Annotated in this window: 22 protein-coding genes; 14 read left to right on the top strand and 8 right to left on the bottom strand. The window is 57.5% G+C overall.

Translation table 11 applies throughout. The features are described from left to right. Positions 1 to 381 precede the first annotated feature (381 nt). From Q8N00_04215 to Q8N00_04180, 8 genes are all read right to left on the bottom strand, one after another. A complete protein-coding gene (locus Q8N00_04215; GenBank protein MDP2381987.1) occupies positions 382 to 765 on the bottom strand; it encodes a beta/gamma crystallin domain-containing protein in 384 nt (127 codons plus the stop codon). Positions 766 to 824: 59 nt separating this feature from the next. Beyond that, positions 825 to 1,241 carry a DUF3015 family protein gene (locus tag Q8N00_04210; GenBank protein MDP2381986.1) on the bottom strand — a complete coding sequence of 139 codons (417 nt, stop codon included), beginning with the start codon at positions 1,239 to 1,241 and terminating at the stop codon, positions 825 to 827. 117 nt (positions 1,242 to 1,358) lie between these two features. Beyond that, positions 1,359 to 1,655, bottom strand: coding sequence for a hypothetical protein (locus tag Q8N00_04205; GenBank protein MDP2381985.1), 297 nt, complete (start codon positions 1,653 to 1,655; stop codon positions 1,359 to 1,361). A gap of 89 nt (positions 1,656 to 1,744) precedes the next feature. After that, positions 1,745 to 2,305, bottom strand: a complete 561-nt coding sequence (locus Q8N00_04200) for a BON domain-containing protein (GenBank protein ID MDP2381984.1) — start codon at positions 2,303 to 2,305, stop codon at positions 1,745 to 1,747. A gap of 64 nt (positions 2,306 to 2,369) precedes the next feature. Continuing rightward, complete coding sequence (locus Q8N00_04195) at positions 2,370 to 2,597, bottom strand: CsbD family protein (protein ID MDP2381983.1); 228 nt, start codon at positions 2,595 to 2,597, stop codon at positions 2,370 to 2,372. A 137-nt stretch (positions 2,598 to 2,734) separates the two neighbouring features. Next, positions 2,735 to 3,169, bottom strand: coding sequence for a small metal-binding protein SmbP (gene smbP / locus Q8N00_04190; GenBank protein MDP2381982.1), 435 nt, complete (start codon positions 3,167 to 3,169; stop codon positions 2,735 to 2,737). Positions 3,170 to 3,781: 612 nt separating this feature from the next. Continuing rightward, the gene (locus Q8N00_04185) at positions 3,782 to 4,090 is read right to left on the bottom strand and encodes a BON domain-containing protein (protein ID MDP2381981.1); all 309 of its coding nucleotides are present in this window, start codon (positions 4,088 to 4,090) and stop codon (positions 3,782 to 3,784) included. 62 nt (positions 4,091 to 4,152) lie between these two features. Further along, the gene (locus Q8N00_04180; protein MDP2381980.1) at positions 4,153 to 4,305 is read right to left on the bottom strand and encodes a DUF3309 family protein; all 153 of its coding nucleotides are present in this window, start codon (positions 4,303 to 4,305) and stop codon (positions 4,153 to 4,155) included. A gap of 338 nt (positions 4,306 to 4,643) precedes the next feature. Between Q8N00_04180 and Q8N00_04175 the strand changes: the two genes are divergently transcribed. The 14 genes from Q8N00_04175 to Q8N00_04110 all read left to right on the top strand — a co-directional run bounded on the left by Q8N00_04175 (position 4,644) and on the right by Q8N00_04110 (position 21,115). Beyond that, positions 4,644 to 5,339 carry a hypothetical protein gene (locus tag Q8N00_04175; GenBank protein ID MDP2381979.1) on the top strand — a complete coding sequence of 232 codons (696 nt, stop codon included), beginning with the start codon at positions 4,644 to 4,646 and terminating at the stop codon, positions 5,337 to 5,339. A gap of 123 nt (positions 5,340 to 5,462) precedes the next feature. Continuing rightward, positions 5,463 to 8,066, top strand: a complete 2,604-nt coding sequence (locus Q8N00_04170; protein ID MDP2381978.1) for a PEP/pyruvate-binding domain-containing protein — start codon at positions 5,463 to 5,465, stop codon at positions 8,064 to 8,066. Positions 8,067 to 8,118: 52 nt separating this feature from the next. Continuing rightward, on the top strand, positions 8,119 to 8,571 hold the full coding sequence (locus tag Q8N00_04165; GenBank protein MDP2381977.1) for a CDP-archaeol synthase: 453 nt from the start codon (positions 8,119 to 8,121) through the stop codon (positions 8,569 to 8,571). Between the two features lie 1,546 nt (positions 8,572 to 10,117). After that, on the top strand, positions 10,118 to 10,534 hold the full coding sequence (locus Q8N00_04160; protein MDP2381976.1) for an RNA-binding protein: 417 nt from the start codon (positions 10,118 to 10,120) through the stop codon (positions 10,532 to 10,534). Positions 10,535 to 10,829: 295 nt separating this feature from the next. Beyond that, positions 10,830 to 12,005 (top strand): AI-2E family transporter, encoded by a 1,176-nt coding sequence (locus Q8N00_04155; protein ID MDP2381975.1) that lies wholly within the window; start codon positions 10,830 to 10,832, stop codon positions 12,003 to 12,005. A gap of 38 nt (positions 12,006 to 12,043) precedes the next feature. Beyond that, positions 12,044 to 12,877 (top strand): hypothetical protein, encoded by an 834-nt coding sequence (locus tag Q8N00_04150; GenBank protein ID MDP2381974.1) that lies wholly within the window; start codon positions 12,044 to 12,046, stop codon positions 12,875 to 12,877. 327 nt (positions 12,878 to 13,204) lie between these two features. Next, entirely contained in the window at positions 13,205 to 13,906 is a 702-nt protein-coding gene (locus Q8N00_04145; GenBank protein ID MDP2381973.1) for an ABC transporter substrate-binding protein, read from the top strand. Between the two features lie 105 nt (positions 13,907 to 14,011). Continuing rightward, positions 14,012 to 15,376 carry a cytochrome B6 gene (locus tag Q8N00_04140; protein MDP2381972.1) on the top strand — a complete coding sequence of 455 codons (1,365 nt, stop codon included), beginning with the start codon at positions 14,012 to 14,014 and terminating at the stop codon, positions 15,374 to 15,376. 66 nt (positions 15,377 to 15,442) lie between these two features. Then, positions 15,443 to 15,916, top strand: a complete 474-nt coding sequence (locus Q8N00_04135) for a PRC-barrel domain-containing protein (protein ID MDP2381971.1) — start codon at positions 15,443 to 15,445, stop codon at positions 15,914 to 15,916. 40 nt (positions 15,917 to 15,956) lie between these two features. After that, positions 15,957 to 17,222 carry a hypothetical protein gene (locus tag Q8N00_04130; protein ID MDP2381970.1) on the top strand — a complete coding sequence of 422 codons (1,266 nt, stop codon included), beginning with the start codon at positions 15,957 to 15,959 and terminating at the stop codon, positions 17,220 to 17,222. Positions 17,223 to 17,496: 274 nt separating this feature from the next. Beyond that, the gene (locus tag Q8N00_04125; protein MDP2381969.1) at positions 17,497 to 18,288 is read left to right on the top strand and encodes a hypothetical protein; all 792 of its coding nucleotides are present in this window, start codon (positions 17,497 to 17,499) and stop codon (positions 18,286 to 18,288) included. A gap of 174 nt (positions 18,289 to 18,462) precedes the next feature. Beyond that, complete coding sequence (locus tag Q8N00_04120; protein MDP2381968.1) at positions 18,463 to 18,816, top strand: hypothetical protein; 354 nt, start codon at positions 18,463 to 18,465, stop codon at positions 18,814 to 18,816. Between the two features lie 216 nt (positions 18,817 to 19,032). Next, positions 19,033 to 20,217 (top strand): hypothetical protein, encoded by a 1,185-nt coding sequence (locus Q8N00_04115; GenBank protein ID MDP2381967.1) that lies wholly within the window; start codon positions 19,033 to 19,035, stop codon positions 20,215 to 20,217. Further along, positions 20,189 to 21,115, top strand: coding sequence for a class I SAM-dependent methyltransferase (locus Q8N00_04110; protein ID MDP2381966.1), 927 nt, complete (start codon positions 20,189 to 20,191; stop codon positions 21,113 to 21,115). The genes Q8N00_04115 and Q8N00_04110 overlap by 29 nt, the downstream gene beginning before the upstream one ends. Positions 21,116 to 21,131 lie beyond the last annotated feature (16 nt).

Genomic DNA, 21,131 nt, shown 5'->3' with positions numbered 1-21,131 from the left:
ATCAGGGTGGAGGAGGCGGATGCCTCGCTTCGGGGCTTCCGACGTAAGGCCGCGGTCGGTTGGAGTCGACGGTCTCAAGGCCAATATGTCTGTCGACGTTCAATGCGAATCAGAAGATCGAGCGCTGGCGAGAAACTGGAGTATGCAGTGGCTGCATCGCTCCCCGGCTCCCCTTGGACCGTTGATCCTGGGAATACCGGCGCAGCTCGCCCGCCGAGCCTGGCATGAGAGAGAGCTGTATGCCAGGAACCTGACCGATCGAAGACGCAACACAAGACGGCACGGCCAGGGACCCGGCCACCCTGCCGGCCAGGTTGATCAGCAGGACAGGCTCGGGATGAGCACCGGCAGTGCTCATCCCGAGCCTGCTCCGACGGACGGCTACTTCGCGCAGGTAATCTTCATCGATTCAATGTCGTTCGACATATCCAGATTGGACAGGTCCGGAATGCGCTGCCCCGGCGCGAAGGCGATCTCTGCACCCCTGAAATCCTTATCTTTATAGGCAAGCACCGAGGCGCTCGATCCCACAATGACACTCTGAATATCGTTTGCCCAATCCCTGCCGCTCAGATTTTTCAAAGAGGCGTACTCTTTGGGACCCTGCAATTTGACATGCGGGTCATCGGCATCGTACTTCGTGTCATCGAACACCTCGATCCAACAGTTCTTATCGACGAGCTGCAGCTCCATGTCCGCAGCCTCCGCAGACAATGCGCCTATGACGATCAATCCACCCACGATGAACATTTTGAATAACAACATAGCGGCCTCCTTGAGCTTAGAAATAAAGATGAACGTACGGGCAGGGACACGTAGCCCTTTTATGGTCGGTCTGTTCGACCGTCCTCTCTTTGGCGAGTCAGCATAGCCAATAGGCTTTCCGCTGTCCGCCCATCGGACGCGAAGAGGCGGGGATATGCGCTCTGAGCGCGCGTTCGAAACTCCTCCTGATCTGCGGCTGAAATATTCAGCAACACGCCCAACGATGCGAGATATTCTCCATTCCCGCGTGCAATGTCCTGTTCGAGGTTCTCGAACGCGACCGCGGTAAACAGACGCGCCTTTTGGCTTTGCTTGACGTAACCATCGGCATCGAACATCTCCCCAGGACTCGTGCTCGAGGTAAACTTGGCGAACGTATCCACCGTGGCTTTGGACGTGTTACAGGCAGTCGTCACGAGCCCGACGCCTGCCAGAACCAATGCCCCCACAAGCCCCTTCAACGTCATGGTGCGCATAAGACAATCCTCCCGCTGTTGGCCCCCTCTCATGACGAGCAGGCCAACCCTTCTTGAGTCCAGTGGGCCAGTCCTACAGACCGGCCCACTCTCTACGCTTAAATTTCTACCTTCGACCTACTTTTTAGGCTGTACATGTCGAATAGACACGGCGTGGTTCTTTTCCGTGGCCTGGACCTCGATTTTTTCGCCGACATTGATGGAGCCATCCGTGGTCGTAGTCTTGTCGACATGCAGGCGGATTTCCTTGCCGGACATTTCCTTCACCACGTAAAATTCCCCGTCGATTTTCAGCAGATCCCCGCTGATTGTCTGGCTGCTGTGCACCGCCATGTCATCAGCTGCGAATGAAAGGGATGCCGCGCCGACACCGATGGCCATTACACATACAAACAACCCGATGAGCTTGTTCATGACGAAACCTCCTTGCACGAAATGGTGATGTATCCGATAGCACTGATTCGGTCGTTTCGAACGACACAGGTCGGGCATTTCACAATGCCTTAGGCCTTCTCTTTCACTGTGAGATCATTCTTCACGGACTTCACGCCCGACACGAACCACGCAGTCCAGGATGCATTGGCACTGGTCATGAGGTCCTTGACTTCGCCGGTCAACGAGACCACGCCTGCATTCGTCTGCACCGCAATCTCGGCTTTCTTCAGATGGGCGTCCTTCGCGAAGTGTTCCTTCACCCGTGCGGTGACAGCCTCGTCCTTCTCCTCGACTGCTGCCTGCTTGGACGGGGCCACCACCTCGAGGTCGTTCTTCACCGTCTTGACGCCATCGAGCATTTTGGTGACGTCCCCCGCCGCCTGCTTGGCCGATTCCGAATCGACTTTACCGCGGAGCATCACGACGCCTTGCGTGGTCTCGACATCGATCTGCCGCCCCTTGACCCGGCCATCGGCCGCCAGTGCGATCTTCGTCTTCGCCGTAATCCACGTATCATTGATCGGAGTCTTCTCCGTGGACTTGTCCGCAGCGGTGACCGCTCCGGTGATGAATACCCCACCGACAACCAGGACCGTGCAAAGTGTCAATACATAGCGTGTGTTCATCATCTTCTCCCTAAATGAAATGTGAAATTGCCCAGTGATCTGGGGCTCTTGTCTTGATGACTTCCCCTTAATGCGTCTTGATCTTCGTGGCGTCCGGCGTCGGCTTCTGGTGCCATTGGTCCGCCCACTTCATGAGTTCGTCCTTCTTGTCGCCATACCGCTCCTGCACTTTACCGACGAACGTATCGTAGTTGCCTTCGATCTGCGTCAGGTCGTCATCGGTGAACTTGCCGTACTGCTGTTTCAGTTCGCCTTTGAACTGCATCCATTTTCCTTTGAGTTGATCGGCGTTCATGCTGCATCCTCCTTGATTGGGTCATATGAATTCACGACTTCCACAGGCCGGCGGAGCAGTGGACAGACACTAGTCCAGGGTTTCCGGACTGCTTGCCGATCCAGCTTTCCGCCTGCCACCTCTCCGCGTACAGCCGCCTAGGAGACCTTATTGGCGCTTTCGACGATGCGCACGTCGGCCGCATGCGAGAGCTTCTCGCGAGCATCTTTCGCAGACTCCATCGCATCCTGCGTGTTATTTTTCTGGCCTTCTTCCACCGATTTCCTGAGCGACATGACGGCCTCATCCAGAGGCGTATTGCTGCCCGTCCGCTGGGCCTCGTGCGCCTGTCCCAAGGCGATTTGTGCATGGTGCACGAGCAGGCCGTTATTGCCCTGCCCCCCTGCGACCTCGGCGGCGCGCGCATGGTTATAGGCTGCGTTGACGTTCCGGTCATAAAACGCATTCTCTTTTTGTAAATGCTTCACGCTCGCGTCGATCTTCGGTGCGCTCGTCGCCGACGAGCAGGCCACCAATGCCAGCACCACCATGCACCCACCCGCGAATGCGCCAATCTTCTTGATCTGTCTCATGGGAACACCTCCTTGAATCGGTTAGAACCTGTAAACAACGAATCAGAACCTTTCACCGCACCAGCGCAGCCAGTACCGCTTGCTGTAATTACTTCAACTCTGATTAGAGTCTGACCTGTAGATCAATTCCAGGCTGGTCAATACTGATCAGGTCTGAAAAATATTATTCAAGGCATTCACAATTGCGCCTGCACTGAACGAAGCCACCGATAATCACAGGGAGCGTAGTCGTGAAGGACGATGTTGAGGAGGGCAATGTAGAACGTATGCATGAAGCAACTGACGCGGGCTCCCGCTACATCGTCAGGGCAATGATACGATAGGACCTCGCCTCACTCGCCGTTTTCGGCAACGCGCGGAGCGAGCAGCGGATGTTGTTTTGATTCGGGGAAGACGATCTGCGCGGGCAGGCACCTTCAATTCAGGAATAATGCGGCAGCAGCTCAAACTGGCTTGATTGTGCGTAGAACAACTCGTGCCAGTCCTCGTTCATCTCCGAGGTAAGGCCATTCAGCATGACAGCGAGCACCCAGTCGTTCTCGGAAAGACTAGCCCGGCGATGCGCCCCGAAGAATGCTGACGTGAGTAGTCGGAACTGAACGCTGACGAACGCTACGGCTGAACGGTGATGTTATTCACCACCGATTGCACCCCCTCCACTTGACGCGCGATCTCCTCCGCTCGATTCTTATCGTGCGGAGTTGCCGCTACGCCGGTGAGATAGACGATGTTCTCGACGGTCTTGACGCTGATCTGTGTCATCGTCTTGAGCGGGCCGTCTGTGGCCAGATGCGCCTTCACCGCCGTCGTGATGCCCGCATCATCGATGTAGTGCCCTGTGGTCTGGGGATTCGATTGACAACCGATGGTGACCAAACTGAAGACAGCCAACACCATCAGCATGTGTGGAATTCGGATCATACGAGTTCTCCCTCTGCTCTCGTGAGCTCCCTTCACGCCCTATTACAATGGCACTGTAGCCGTTACAGCCGACCCGTCAGCAACAGGATGAGCAGCACCACGAGGACCAAGCTGAGTCCACCGCTGGGTCCGTATCCCCAATTCGCGCTGTGAGGCCAGGTCGGCAAGACGCCGATAAGGAGCAGGATCAGAATGACGAGTAGTATGGTGCTCACGTGTGACCTCCCATTCAGAATGTGATGAACCTAGTCTCATTAGGCGCTGTAATCAGCCCTGCTCTAAATTATCAATCACCTCCCATATTGTCTGTTCACTACTGCTCATAATATGGAGTCCTCTTCCTTCTCACATCGGCATGCCGGTACGCGTCTCTCAGGTACTACTGAGGGGGCCGCCCTGCGGCCCTGTCTATTCGTCCAAGCTGAGCAGTTTTGACCAGACCAGGTTCTGTCTTGCTGGCAGACTCTCACTAGCTGTCAGACGTTATCCTGAAACTCACAAACACACGACTGTCCGGTCCAACCTGGATCTTCGCGACTTGGAGGAAATCGACATGTTTATTCATCCTGACCAGAAAGCGCCGACCGCCCGTCTTCTCCAATTCCTTCGAGATGGAGAATATCTCGCCAGCGACTGTGCCAAGGCGCAGGCTCAGCTCGTGCCGGACCCTGGCATGCGCCGATTCCTCCTCAATCAGTCCCGGCAAGAGTCCTATCATGCGTTCGTCTTTCAAGGGGCTATCGCCTGGCTGGCCCCACGCCACTTGGGCACCGGCCCCTTGCTGCCGCCGATGGAGCGGTATCGGACGTTGATTGAAGAGGCCATCGGACGGGGAGACCTTGCCGAAACCCTGATGGCGGAACAAATCATTCTTGAAGGGCTGGGTCAGGCAATCCTCGAACGCATCGAAGAGGGACTGGCGAAACGCAACGCGCCCTTCGAGCGCCTACGACGCATGCTGTTGCAACAGGAAGAAGCGCACCACGGCTTCGGATGCCGCACCCTGGAACGGATGTTCGCGACCGGGGTGAGTTCGCCGGAAGCCCTCCGGGATCGCGGACAGGAATATCTCGCACTGACGCACGACATGGTCGCCACGCTGGGCGATCTGTTTACCTCCATCGAGGAAGACGCGACGGCCTGGGCTTCTGATGTCGAGCGGTATGTGCCGGAGTGGCTGCATCCCACCGTACAACGGAAAGAAGGCGCGTTCCTGACCGATTCACCCTCTTCCGTCGCAGCGGGCTAACCACGACATGCCCTGCACGGGTGAAATCGTGCGGGCGATGTCAGCGTCCTGTCTGTACGTTCCACTGATGAAGCGAGGCTGGCCATCACACAATCTGTGCCGTCTTCACCGCTGATCCTCCCCTTGGAGTCATGCACCGATCCGGCGCTCGTCGGCGGAAAAGCCGCGGGGCTCGCCCGGCTGATCGCACAGGGATTCCGGGTTCCTCCCGGCCTCTGCGTGACGACGCAGGCCTATCGTGACACGTTGCAAGCGGGGGGGCTGAACTCATTGGAGCGCTGGAATCGCATCGGACTCGTGCCGGGGGTGCAACGCGAGCCATTGCTGAAGCATTGCCGAAGAACGATCTCGGCACTGGTCCTGCCTCGGTCCATGCTCGACACGATTGAGGCACAACTTTCCAGGCTGGAGCACGAGTTCGCGAGAGAAGACAGATCGACAGGCGGCATACTCTGGGCGGTGCGATCCTCCGCCTCCGATGAAGACGCGACGGACGCAACTTGTGCGGGTATCTATCGTACGGTCTTGGGAGTGCCACGCCACTCGATCGCCGCGGCGATCCTCAGCTGTTGGGCTTCGCAATGGACAGCCTTTGCTTTTACCTATCGGGAACGTCTGCCGAAACCGCGTCCCGCTCCCGCCATGGCAGTCATCCTGCAGCCGCTCCTCTCTCCTCGCACGGCCGGAGTCGCCTACTCCAGACATCCCCTCTCCGGCCGGACCGACCAGATCATGATCAATGCCGTGTTCGGGCTGGCCGAACCACTGGTGAGCGGCCTGACTAGGCCGGATCAGTACGTCGTGGAGATCGGGAAAGATCCGGCTTCCCTGATACTAACCCAGCAAGACATTGCCGAAAAGACGAAGGTCAGGCTCGCCATGCCGTGGGGTCTGACGGATCAGCCTGTACCCGAACGGGATCAGAGAAGATCCGTACTAGAGGAGCGTGAAGTTCTCGCATTGGCGAGGCTGGTGAAAAAAGTGGAGGGAGCGGTCGGGACACCCGTGGATATCGAATGGGCGGACGATACGCAAGGGCTCTGGCTCTTGCAGGCCAGGCCGATCCCGGCACGAAGCGAGTGGCAGGACTCCACGCCGATCGTCTGGTCCCGAGCAAACTTCAAGGAAACCCTGCCGGAATTACCGAGTCCCCTCGGCCTCTCGCTCCTGCATGGGTTTATGGAGACCCACATCGTGCGCTGCTACCGCGAGTTGGGATGCTGCATCCCGCAGGGATGTTCGTCAGTCCGGGTGATCAGGGGCCGTCCGTTCATCAACGTAACCCTGTTCCAGTCTGTCATGGCGCAACTGGGGGGCGACCCCGCCCTGCTTGCCGAACAGATGGGTGGTGGAACATCTCCAGCCCCGCGCGCGGTGACACGGCTTCCTTGGTGGAGAGTCGCCATCCTCATGGAATGGAAGATCCGGCGTGCAGCCAGGCGAGCGCCCAAGTGGTTCCAGGAAATGCGACAGCTAGGAGCACGGTGCAAGGACGAACCACTACGAGAGCTCACGGAGGTCGAGCTATCGGCATGGGAAGAAGAGTTGGGTCGGCACCTTCGCACGAATGGAGATCTGACCTTCGCGATCTTCAGCGGAGTGTCTCAGGGGTTCTATGTGATGAAACTGCTCCTCGAACGGCGGCTGGGGGCGACATGGCGGTCGCTCCTGAACCAGACGTTGCAAGGAGTTGGGACCATCATCAGCGCCAAACAAATTCTCCTCTTAACGGAGCTGGCCGAGGCAGCCGGACGCGAGCCGGTGGTTCGGGACTTTCTACTTGCAGAACCGTGGACACCCGAGCCGTTCCGCGCCGCACTGGCCGGCACGCAATTTCTTCGATCCTTCGAGGCCTACCTATCGGAATACGGACATCGGGCAGTCGGCGAATCCGACATCATGTCGCCGCGCTTTGCGGAGATCCCTGAATACGTCCTTGGAGTCATCAGGGGACATCTGCTGACCCCGCCGGCCAGACCTGCCTGCGAGATTCGCCGTGAGCAAGAGTCCGCCAGACAGGAGGCGCTGCGTCGACTCCGTAGCGGATTCGGCTGGCGCTGGCATGAATGGGCGGTGTGGCGCTGGTGGCACCGACGGCTCTGTCGTTATCTGGAATTACGAGAAGCCAATCGGCATGCCCTCATGCAGTTCATTGCCACCGCTCGACTGGTTGCAACGAGCGTCGGCGGGACATTGGCGGCACGCGACCGCTTACACTCACGCAACGATATTTTCTTCCTGAGGCTCGATGAAATCACGGAGGCCACATCCGGCTCAATGAACGACTGGAAGGGCCTGGTGGACAGGCGCCGCAAGGAGCGGGAGGGTCATGCCGCGCAACAGGTGTTGGACACAGTCATCGGAGACGATGAACGAGTGCTCGACGACATCGTCAGCGCGGTAGGTTCGCTCCGAGGTCTCCCTATCAGCGCCGGCTACGTCGAAGGACCCGTCTGTCTGGTGCGGACGCCCGACGATCTCAAGAACGTGAAACGGGGAGATATCCTGGTGGCATCGGTGATTGATCCCGGCATCGCGCCGCTCATGGGGCTTGCAGCCGGGCTCATCGTGGAGATGGGCGGTACATTGTCCCATGGAGCGATCATCGCCCGCGAATACGGCCTCCCCGCCATCGCCAATGTCCTCGGCGTTACGCACCTCCTGAAAGACGGCGAACGCATCGCCGTGAATGCAACGACGGGAATGATCACGCGTCTCACGCAGTAACTGCGACTCACGACTTCATGGGAGGCTTCACCTGGAACTGATATACCTCAAGTTGCTGATCTTAATCATCGTGGCGAATCTGGCGCCCATCATCGGGCAACGGCTGTTGAGAAACCGCTTTGCCTCTCCATTGGATTGCGGGTTGCGGTTTCTAGATGGACGCCCCCTCTTGGGGCCCTCAAAAACCTGGCGCGGCTTCCTCTTTTCGATCCCGATCACGATCGCCTGCGCATGGATCGAAGGTCTCGATTCGACAACGGGGCTCGTGTTTTCTCTGGGGGCGTTGCTGGGTGATAGTCTGACGAGCTTCATCAAGCGACGGCTTGGACTGGCCTCGGGGGGCCATGCTCCTGGTCTCGACCAGGTCCTGGAAAGCCTGCTCCCGCTCCTGATGGTGCAGCCGTGGTTGAATCTTACCCTATCCGGCATCCTCAGCGTTGTCTTAGCCTTCATCATCCTCGACCTCATCTTTTGGCACTATTACGCACATCCGCATTCTGCATAATTCCTGCTGGCACAACGACACAACATGCTCACCAGCCCTCCACCGGCATATCGGGATTCGGTCCTACGTGGCTTCGGTATCGATTTTCAAAACTGTGCAATTGTGACCAGACCTCTCTCGGCCTTCCAGGCATACTGCTGTTCACACTCCCCATCTATCTGAGAACAGAAGGAGGCGAGACCATGACCTGTCGAGTAGCCCGTTTTCCACAAGACTCTCCCTGCATTGACCTGGTCTGCTGCAGTGAATGTGGTTCATCGGATGTAGAGGTGTGCCACACGCGGCACATACTAGGACCGCATTTGTGCGAGGCCTGCGCCCGATCCCTGGTCGAATATGGAGCGTGGGAGCAGCCCATGGCGCGGTCTCCCATGTGGGAGCAACCTGTTGCCTGAGATAGCACCGGACAGCTCTCTTGCTGGCTCCTCGCTACAGAGCCAGGATGACGTAGTACATGGATGTCGTTCAGGACATCGCCGCGTCACTAGTCATCAATGAGGCGGGGCGAACCAGGATCGTGAGGGGCATTTTATCCTAAGCCACAAAGACAGTAGAAGGAGGACTTATGCGCTGCCAACGCTGCAGCGGACTGCTTGTCCGTGAAACATTCGACGACCTGAGATTGGAAACCGGCCACATATACATGGCCACGCGATGCATTAATTGCGGGGATATCGGGGACGCCGTCACGCGTGAAAATCGCCTTCACCCTCTGACGCCAAAACGGGCGGTGCCTCACAGAGGGACCAGGAAGGCAAGCGGCGTATTCGCACGATCTCACGCGGAGCGCTATGGCTCCGTTGAGCCATCAACCCATAGATGACAACAGCATGAAGGCATCGTGACCTGCGATCGCCTCGAACGCTAACCCTGACTCGAGGGGACACTCAATGACGACCTGCAGGTCGACGATACGAGAATGTACTGAATCCTGTATACGTCAAATACTACAAGAGTTGTACTCCTCCTGGCCTGGCGCAACTGCGACCACTGTGCGCTCGGAACCGGGCATTCTGATCTTCTCGCGCAGGCAGCAGTTACGCTATATCAATCGCCGGGCCTTGGAGCTGATGGGCCCCCTTGCTTCGACGGAGACCAGCCCCGCTCACGATATCCTTTGGGCATGGATTCAGGAAACCAGGACTCGGATCGAAACGACATTGGACCAACGCAGCGCGGCCCAGATCTGGGAATCCTTCGAGTTAGAAGAACCTGTATTCAATGTGCCACGCACGATCAATATTCGAGGATTCGGAGTCGCGGACCGGAATTCATACGAGGACTCGTGCATTTTGATCATTCTAGATCGCGTCGACCATCGGCAGGCACTGGCAAGCCCTGCACAAACTGTTGCACCGTCTCTAGGAAGCAGGACGACAGCGACCGCAAGTCAGGCATCTACAACTCGCAAGGAGCGCACGCAAGCATCAACCCGCGCGGAGTCGGATACGAAGACATATTGAGCGATTGTGACCAGACAGCCTGAACCTCCTATGCATACTATAATTGTGCGTGATGACCTGTTTTCTCACCGGGAGGGTTCGATATGGGTACTCACATCCATGTCAGCGGGCTGTCCTACTTTTGTACCAATGCTAAGCTTCGCCAGGCCTTCATCCCGTTTGGAACAGTCCTGTTAGCCCAAGTCCTGAGGGATGAATGCGGACATGCTCTCGGCCTCGGGATCGTGCACATGGCCCGCTGCGAAGACGTCGAGCGGGTCTTCAATGCGCTCCAGCACTTTGAAATATCCGGCTCGCGGGTGGACCTCTGGGAGCCTGCAGAGCCGAAAACCCATCAAGACGAACGGAAAGCGGCCCATGACCTACAGATGGTACGAGGCGCTCACGCAGGTCACGCCACAGGACAGAAGCCGAACCGGAGCGAATTTCAGCGCTTAGCGGTTCTGAGGCAGCGGCTCTTCCAGACCCTGACACCCTCTTCCAGGATCGTCGAACACTAACAGTCCATCAAGCAAGCGCGCGAAAGAAAATGGATCGGACGGGCCCGGCGGCGCTCACATCCCCCGCCGCTCTCGACAGGTCGTTCGAATAAGATAGAACGGCATCGGATCCACCTCTTCTCGCCGCCCATCGCGTAGCGGCCGCACACCGCGCCGGCCTCAGCAAATTTTCCTTATCTGAGCAGTTTTGACCGGACCTCCTTCGATCCTCCAGGCATGATGTCGCGAGATCTTTGTGCGCGCCCGCGCGCCGTCAGTCTAAACCCAGAAGGCTGCATGGTAAGGGTCAATCGCAATGAACGCTCTCGACGTGAATGCTGCAACAGACGTGACGCCTGAACCGCAACCCCTGCCGGACCCTGCTCACCTCACCACCCGCGTGTCGCTGAACGTGCGAGGCCTGGCATTGACCATTGTGACGGCCGTCGTCGTGGTATTTGCGTTGCAGTGGGCAGAAAAGTTTTTCGTACCGCTCCTGCTCGGCATCTTCATTGCGTACACCCTCAATCCCCTCGTGGTGTGGCTGGAGCGGATCAAGATCCCTCGGATGCTGGGGACGAGCCTCGTGATGCTGACAATCCTCTGTGGGAGCGCGTTCGTGGCATTCTCACTACGGGACCAGGCACAGACTATCCTTGATCAGTTACCTGTGGCGGCGAGCAAATTGTCTGCTGCGCTTCTCCCAAAACGGGGGGGCCAGCCCAACACCATGCAGAACGTGCAAGCTGCCGCGCGAGAATTCGATAACGCCACCAGCCAGGCGGGGGATATCCACTCGTCACCCAAGCAGGCCGCGACACATCTCGTTATTGACCAGCCCGTATTCAAGCTTGGCGACTTTCTAAAAGCAGGCTCCATGAAACTGGTCACCTTCATCGGCCAATCAACCATGGTGCTTATTTTAGTCTTCTTTCTGTTACTGGCCGACGACACCTTCAAACACAAGCTGGTGCATCTGGTTGGGCCATCGTTATCGGACAAGAAAATCACGGTGCACCTCCTCGACGATATCAACTCGTCCATTCAGCGGTACATGTTCACGCTGCTGGTCTCCAACGTGCTCCTGGCACTCCTGACCTGGACCGCATTCCGGTGGATCGGCTTGGAGAATGCCGGCGGATGGGCGATTGCTGCTGGCGGACTGCACGTCATTCCCTACCTGGGACCGGCCTTGATCGCAGTCATGACGGGAATGGCGGCCTTCCTGCAATTTGATTCGTTCTGGATGGTGCTATTGGTGTCGGCTAGTTCGCTGGCGATCGCCACCTTCGTCGGCATATTTGTCGTCACCTGGATGACGGGAAAATTCGCGAGCATGAATGCCGTGTCGGTCTTTATCGCGCTGCTCTTCTGGGGATGGCTCTGGGGGGCATGGGGCCTGCTGCTCGCTATTCCCATCATGTGCATCGTGAAAGTCGTCTCCGAACACATAGAAGAGCTCCAGCCCTTGGCTGAGTTGCTGAGAAAATGAAGGCGCCACTCCTCACTCCGTCGTGCAGGCTGATCACCATGATGGGTCATCGTGAGACTCGAACCTGGTTGGCGGTCATCATGGCGATCACCGCGCTCCTATCCAGTCCGGCAGATGCCGCGCCGGTCTCGGTGCGATTTTCAGAAGGCGTGACACATGGATTCCTTCTCGTGCGGTCGCTTGCTGGTGAGACCATCGGCCAGGGCGAGATGACTCAAGTCGTCAAAGAAGGTGACCTGGTTGAGAGCCGGCTGGTGCTCCGGTTCAAAGACGGCTCTCTGCACGATGAGCACGTCGCCTTCTCGCAACAGCATGTGTTTACCATGATCCGTTACCACCTGGTCCAGCAGGGCCCGTCCTTTCCAGAGCAGCTCGACGTCTCAGCAGACCGGAGCACGGGCACCTACAAGGTTCGATCCAAAGCGAGAAAAGATGCACAAGAACAGGTGCTGACCGGGAAGTTTGCGCTGCCGAACGATACCTACAACGGCATGCTCGTCACGATGCTGCTGAATCTGCCGAAAGGCGCCAGCGACACGGTGCATCTTCTTGCCTTTACGCCAGGGCCAGAGGCCATCAAACTGGATCTTCTTCTCATGGGGGAGCGTACCGTGCAGGTGGGCGAAGTATCGCGAAAAGCACTGCACTACGCCTTCAAGCCCGATATGGGAATGATCCGGAAGTTCATCGGCAAGGCCGTCGGTAAGCTCCCGGCCCATTTCCACTATGACTGCTGGATCCTGGCCGATGAGGTGCCGAGCTTCGTGCAATTCGAAGGGCCCTTGCAACTCATGGGGCCGATCATGCGCATAGAGCTTGTGAGCCCCCGTCTGTCGACAAAATCAGAGGAGGAGGCAATTCCTTCGCCCTAAGCGTTAGCTAGCATGAATAGGCGCCTCGCGTTCGCGCGGCTGCATCTTTACGAGCAGATTCTGGAAGGCGACCTCATGGATTACCATCCCAGCACGCACATGCGGCTTTCCATAGCCGTGGCGCGGAGCAGAGCCAAGCAGGCTGACTCTGTTCTACCAATCTGAGCTATTTTGACCAGATCATCACCCCTCCGGAGTCGTAGGCTTGAGAACGGCGGCAAACACGCAGATTGTACCCACCCAACACAGAGGTCTGCCATGTATTCACAATTCTCGGCTTGGTTCGTTGTTCTTGGAATGGTGACCGCAGTCACAGGTTGCGCCTCGATGGAATCTCCCAATGGGTCAACGATCGTCGGGAAATCGAACCATCATCGGCTGAGCCGACAACCGGCGATGGCCGCCATCGTGAATGGGCCCACACGGGTGACGCCGACCGAATACTCCCCTACCGAGTCGGTGAAACACTCCATCATCGATGTGCTCGCGATCCTTGGGGATGAAACATTGAAGCAGCCCGGCCGCTCCGAGGAACGCCGCCAACAAATCGAGCAGGTCATCAGACACCGCGTAAACTATACCCTCATGGCCCAACGCTCTCTAGGGGCTCCTTGGGCGAAACTCAGCGCCCTGGAGCGAGAGGAGTTCGTCCGTCTGTTCGTTGAATTGATACGAGACGCGGTTGCCAACAAGATTGACCAATATTACGACGAACAAGTCTTCTATCTCTTCGAACGCCGCGAGGGAAACTTTGCCGAGGTCAGGACCAACTTGATTGGGCCAAAAGTAAACACCTCGTTAGATTTCCGGTTAGATAACCACACCGGGGAATGGATCGTGTACGATGTGGCTATTGACAACGCCAGCATCGTGAGGAACTACCGAACACAGTTCAGCCGTATTATCCGAGATCACTCGTACACCGGTCTGGTGGAGAGGATGAAGGAGAGGGTGCACACCGTGAAACTATTTGAAAAAATCGCCTCTGATGTCGCGCTATTGCCTGCGCCTGCACTCGACGCGCCCTAACGAATGTGCCATTCGTCCGTAGAAGGGGTCGATCACCATTCTTCAGGTCGTAACGAGAGGGTACACGTGACATATCAACCAAACCGGCAATGGGTGCTCGTGGGCATGTTCGCGACCGTCCTTCTCGCTGCCGGCGCTCCATCCGCTCAAGAGTTACCCCCGAGAGGGACGAGTTATGCTCCCGTCGATCTCAAGGAGGACGTAGCGGTCGTCATTGCGCGCATGAACGCCGCGAAGCCTGAGATCATGAAGCGGCAGATAAATCTGCTCAACGAGCGCTACGACCTCTCGAATCGCCCGGCCAAAGACGCCGCGATGCCACGCGGCAAGCCGGTCCAGGAAGGGATACGAGTCAAACTTCAGCAGGGGACGACCTGGGAAACGCTTCAGGCCATGAGCCCCGAAGAGATCCGTGAAAAGGATTCGTTTCCGGCTGGATTCTTTCCTCTTCCTCATCCTAACCATCCTGAAGGAGGGATGGTATTTCCCACGTTCCATATCCAGGAGGTTCAGAAGCAAGAGGGCCGTGATCTCACTCGCTTCGACCTGGGATTTGATCTGCCGGACCATTTCCTGCCTGAGTTCCCTGCTCCCATCTATCTCACGACCAGGGCGGATCTTGGTGACCTGTCTCACGGTAAATTGATCACCCTCGACAACTATTATGAAACCTTCAACGGGATCCTGAATCCGAAACAGCTCGAAGGCCTTCGCCTGCTCGTCACCGCATTCCCGCAGCAACAGTTCAACCAGACTGAAGATCGCCGTACCCTGCGTCCAAGCCGTGGTGTGGCCTGCTTCGACTGTCATGCGAACGGTCATACGAATGCCAGCACCCATTTGGCAGGAGATGTCCGCCCGCAGGAGTTCCGCCATCGACTCGATACCCCGACGTTGCGCGGCCTGCACATTCAGCGGCTGTTCGGCTCGCAACGGGCGCTGAAAAGCGTGGAAGACTTCACGGAATTTGAGCAACGCGCTGCCTACTTCGACGGCGACCCCGTCATCGCCACCAAAAAAGGCGTCAACATTCTCGAGCGGGGCAGCCAGGTGCACTTCATGGCGGAATTTCAGGAGCTCCTGGACTTTCCCCCAGCGCCTAAGCTGGGCATTGACGGGAAGTTAAACCTCAAAAAATCCACCGCGTCTGAGACGCGAGGGCAGAACCTATTCTTCGGTAAAGCGGCATGTGCTGGTTGCCATCAGGCGCCCTATTACACGGACAACTCCATGCACAATTTAAGGGTAGAGCGTTTTTACAAGCCGCGGATGATTAATGGACGCATGGCGAGCGCCGATGGCCCCATCAAAACCTTTCCCTTGCGCGGCATCAAGGATTCGCCCCCCTACTTGCACGATGGGCGGTTGCTTACCCTGGAGGATACCGTCGAGTTCTTCAGCCTGGTGCTGGGGACTCAATTGACGGCGGCAGAGAAGCAGGACCTGGTGGCATTTCTACGCGTGCTTTGATGTCATGACCGATCATTCCCCTCGAATGGGAACTGCGGAAGAAGAACATTGTTCAGAAGGAAGAAGATGATGACAAAGTTGTGGGTCGCGTTCGCCGCAGTGGCTCTCTGTACCACCTTCACCCTCAATCCCTCGATCGCCGCGCGCGACAAGAGCGGCGTGCTGAAGGCCAGTAATCTGATCGGGGCCAAGGTCCAAGATACCGAAGGCAAGAAACTCGGGGATATCAAAGACCTCGTCATTGACCCGCTGGAAGGGGACATTGAATATGTCGTGCTGGACTTTGGCGGGTTTTTGGGAATCGGAGACAAATATTTTGCCATACCGTGGGAAGCGATGCACTTAAGCGATAACCAAAATTACCTCGTCCTCGACGTGAGCAAGAAGGACCTCAAACATGCCCCTGGTTTCTCCAAAGATCAGTGGCCCGACATGTCGAATCGGGAATGGATCGTCACGGTCTACGAGTATTATAATCTGCCGCGCCCCGAAGAGGGGGAAAGCGCGACAGACAAGTCAACAGGGACCCACAAGAAATAACGAGCGGATACGACCATCGAGCCTGATCGGTTGAAATACCATGACGTGGCATGCCGCGGCCGCCTCTCTCTTCATATTTGCCTTCACGGCCTGTGGGACACCGCCCACTCAGCTGGACCCCAAGCTGAGGCCACACTCTGCCGTCATCGTGGTGGCTGGCTATTATGGGACCAAGCTCGCGCGCGTCGATAATGGGAACCTCCTCTGGGTCACCGCATCGCAAGCCCTCGGAGGGGACGAATCGCTGACGCTTCCATTGCCCGAGCTGGAGCTCGACGGGATGGCCCTCCGTCCGAACGGGATCCTCGATGAAGTCACGGTGATCCCCTGGCTCTACTCGTTCAAGTTGTATCGCCCTCTCCTCGATGAGCTGGGCCAGCTGCACAACGGGCAACTGTCGGTCTCTTCCTTGAATTACGACTGGCGGCTGGATCTCATGGATGCCGTTCGGCTCTTGCGCACAGAGATCGGGCGTCTCCAGTCCGAAGGCACGACGCATATCGCTCTCGTCGCCCATAGCATGGGCGGCTTAATCGTCAGTTACTATCTTCGATACGGCGATCAAGAGCCTGACAAGGCCGTTGAAACCTGGGAAGGCGCGAGGCACGTCGAGAAGGTCGTCATGGCAGGTGTGCCGTATCTGGGGTCGATGTGGGCCTTTCGTAACATGCAGTATGGAAGGCTGATCGGTCTCAATCGCTCGATCTTGCATCAACAGGCGATGGCATCGTTTCCTACCTCCTACTATATGCTCCCGCTGTCGGAGGCGGATGTCTTGCTGACGCTTGCGCAACAACCCGTCGCGGGACAAATTCGCACAGCGGCCAATTGGCGCGAGCAGAGATGGGGATTGCTGAAAGGTACAACGCCCTCGCCGGCCCAGACCGTCAAGCGTCGGGAGACCTATACTTCCTACTGGTTGGATCGATCGCAACGATTCCTGGATCGGCTCCATGCTCCCCTCGCCACGCCGAACGATCGACCGATCCCTGTCCTCTATCTCGCTGCAGAGGGACAGCGCACGCTGGCGCGAGGAGTCTGGATACCGGAGGAGGCCGGACAGGACCAGGACAATGTCCTGTTCGATACCGATCAGTTCAAGACGCGTCTGCCCGATCTCGACACGGACATCGTGAATGAGGATGGAGATGGGTCGGTCACCCTAAAGTCTGCCACCCTGCCTGCGGCCTACGAGAATGCCCTCCATCTCACCACTCAACACTTGCGGGTGGGACATATGGAGTTAGTGACCGGCCCAGAGGGTCGACGTCGGATCGCAGAATTTCTCCAAGCACCGCCGCAATAGTTGGGGCTCCACGCCTGTTCACGTTTCCATCCAGACAGAGACTTCCCCCGTCCTCTCAGGCTGAGTCAATCCCTCACATCTGAGCACTATTGATCAGACGCCTCCCGATCGAGACGCGTAACATCGAAATCGGAATCTGTGTTCAGCCGCGGAACGCCGATTCAGAGAGATCAGGGGGACAGCATGCTCGGCGCATTGGTGATTCCCCCCAATAGTGCAAGGGACCGAAGAGCATTCACGTTCACGCAATCATGCGGAATCTAAAGGAGCACTCATGACACAACTTACTATCTGGCGGCTAGCAGTCCTCACCCTGTGGCTCATCGCAACGGCCCCCGCTGCGAATGCTGCATCTGAAGTACCGGGAACTGATCCTCAGCTGCTTTCCGAGAACCGTGTTCTTCTCGGCACGGTAGAGGAAATCAGAAGCGACCAGGCCAAAATCAATATCGGTGAAGGACAGCCTCGATATATCCCCATGAACGTGCGGAAGGATAAGGGATTGCCGGAACTGAAAGTAGGAGATCTGATCGAGATCACGATCAACGATCAGAATCTGCTGGTGGACGTTCACAAAGCCGGTGAGGCCAGTCACCATCGTGTGGTTCACGGGCGGCTCGCCGAACCGATGCCGACCGGACACGATAAGGCGGTGATTCGTACGACAGATGGGAAAGAAGAGTCTCACCTCATCCGACCGGTCGCGAAAAGTAAGGTGGCCTCTATTCCCGTCGGAGCAGACGTTATTTTTCTCATCGACGAATTGGATAAGATCGTCGACGTGACGATGGGAAGCGTGGAGTCAGTACATCGGGCGGCGGATCTCGGGCAGCAGAAGTCTCCTCTCAAGGGTAACCTCAAACAGGTCACAGGCAAGATCCTGAAGCCATTGAAGAACAATATCATTGTCATTCGGACCGAGGACGGCAAAGAGCACTCGTACAAGGTACGTTCGCTCGTTCAGCCGAGGTTGACGGCGCTGTCCAAAGGCGATGCCGCCATACTCTTAGTGGACCAGGAAAACAAGGTCACGGACGTCGCGTTTCAGCCGAGCGCGCCAAAGTAAATGGACGTCGAATTCACCGAAGCGTCGTTCATTATGAGCAAGCAACCTCGAAGCCGTTCCCTGCATGAAATATTCGAATGTGAGCAATTGTGAACAGATTGCCGGCTACTCACTAGATAGACTCGATCAGAACTTACATATGCGTAGGCATATGTCCATCCACAGGAGGAAACTATGAGATATTCCGCTATGGCGATGCTCGTGTTAGTCATGGGAGTTGGCGCCGGTTGCTCCATTACCGATACCGCAAGTGATTTACGCGGTATTAAAGGAGTTGACGGCGACAAGCTGACGCACATCAACACGAGGAACTATGCAATCAACCTGTTCATGAGCAAACCGATCGTGGGAGACGCCACACTCAACGCGACCGTCCAGGCATTCGCCGATGAAGCGAAAAAAGCCGGTGCCACGAAGGTGCGAATCGTACAATCTGACACGTCGGTCATGTGGTATCTCATCCCGGGCTTGGGGTTCATTTTCACCCCGGTGTACACGAACGTCGCGGGAGATGCGCTGCTTCCGTAGCATAGCGTCATACCGAACGAGCCCTGGCTTCACGGATGCCTCCCCAATGGGGTCCTCGCCCCTCGAGGGAGGCGTCCTGTCGCGAAGGGATCTAGCTATTCGCTCGTGAAACCGACGAATCAGAGGCATTCACCCTGAGAGGTGACCGAGGTCACGCGTGACTCGGTGATTTCAACGGTCGCCTTGCAGACGTCGACTACAAGTGGAGATCGGGTTGTGAACCGAACCAAGTCAAACCAATGTGTGGCGGAACGAGTCGTTGAGTGGCCACCGGTCACGTCCGCTCCATCTGCTCTAGTATCCACGGCTCGTGCGTTTTGCGTGGAATATGTGGAGATTGCTCGGCTCGAATCACGTCTGAAGACCTCGCTCTCTCACGTCCTGGGTATCGTCCGTCATGACCGGAATCACGGGGAGCCCTGTGGCGCCGGTGCCTGCCCGATTGTCTACCTCGATCTGCCGAAATTGAACGGGCCTCCGATGGCCGAGATATGGACGAGCCCCCAGCCGGTCACCTATCATCAGGCGGAGGACATCCACTGCGCCATGAGCGATGAGGTGCTCTTTGGGGCGTTGCACATAGAAGAACATGCCGGTACGCAGTTGAATACCGTGACCTACAGCGCCTATCGACGCCTACTCGCCCAAGCCCGTGCCCTGGGCTACCCCCATCTGTTGCGGATGTGGAATTACTTCCCCCACATCAACCGTGAATCCAACGGGCTGGAACGGTACCAACAATTTTGCGCCGGCCGCTATCAAGCCTTGGCCGAAGGCCTTTCGGGCTTCCCTCGCACCCTGCCTGCGGGGACAGCCGTCGGGACCCTGTCCGGCCCGCTGAACATCCACTTTCTGGCAGCCAAACTTCCAGGAACGCATATCGAGAATCCACGCCAGGTGCGCGCATACGAGTACCCTCCTTTGTACGGCCCATGTAGCCCGTCGTTCGCGAGAGCCACCCTTCGCCCCTCCCTCTCCGGGGCCAATCTGCTCATCGCCGGGACGGCAAGCGTGGTCGGGCATATCAGTGCTCACATCGGAGAGCCTCACAAGCAGACCCTTGAAATACTCTACAACCTGAATGCACTACTCACACAGACGGAACGGCTTCATGGAATCGCTCGCGGACAATGGTCAGGACAGGCCCTCTTCAAGATATATGTCAGGCACCCGGAGCATGTCTCGGCGATCCACAACGTCCTCAAAAACCGGCTGCCGTCCCATGCTCAGATTCTCTATCTTCAAGGAGAGATGTGCCGACGCGAGTTATTGCTGGAGATCGAGGGCGTTCTGGCCCAAGGATCGTCCATTGACATGAATCGAACGCTGTCGCAATCTTCCGACCGTCTCCACGAACCTATGGTGTCCCACTATGAGCCAGATCGCTTCAAGAGAGCCTAGACAGAGTCGACAGGGTAGCGCGGAGACCGCGGGCTCGGCCAATGGCGGCTCCACGCAGATCAGCCCGGTACAGGAGGCGACGCGCCCGACCGTTGCGACCGTCAACCAGAACTTCTACGACGGACTCTGGTCAGGAAGCCATGTCGTTCTGCCGCACCGCTTCAACACCTGGCCGCGGCTCGCCTCGCTCGCCGCCTCGGCACCGGCGAGACTCGAAATCGGCCCAGGCCTGCGCCCGAGACTCCCGATCCTGGGCACGTCCTTTGTCGACATCAGCCGTCCGGCGCTCTCCGGTCTGAAGGCCTGCGGCGGTCACGCGATGCACGGGGAAATTACCGCCCTGCCCTTTCCAGATTGCAGCTTTGACCTCGTCTGCGCCTTCGACATCGTCGAACACATCGAGGATGACCGGCAGGCCTTCCGCGAGCTCAGCCGGGTAGCGAAAGACGATGCGACGGTCATCTTCTCGGTGCCCCTGCATCCAGACCGCTGGACAAGCTTCGACACCCTCGTCGGTCATGCTCGACGTTATGACCCTCGCCACCTCCTCGCCATCCTCGAAGAACATGCCTTGGCGCTCGAACAAAGCGCCCTGTTCGGCATGCAACCCCGGAACGGCTGGCTCCTGGACTTCGCCGTGTGGGGCATGACACACAAACGGGCTCAGGCCATGCGTTGGTACAACGGAATCTTTCTCCCCATCGGGCTATTCTTACAGCCCCGCCTTGCCTGGGCCTCTGGTCTGATCGACGCCGCGAACGTGGATGAAATCCTCCTCGTCTGTCGGCGTAACCGGCGACAGACGTGCCTGATGTCCGCCGAGGACGTCGGGAGGGAATCCCTGCAGGCGGCAGAGAAGGTCAAGGAAGACCGGACGAAGAAGCAGACGCGCATCTGAACGGAGGCACACTGAG

The organism is Nitrospirota bacterium (assembly GCA_030684575.1).
Taxonomy (GTDB): Bacteria; Nitrospirota; Nitrospiria; order Nitrospirales; family Nitrospiraceae; genus Palsa-1315.
Note: the sequence above shows the minus strand (reverse complement) of the source record. Positions and strands in the feature narration are given on the sequence as shown.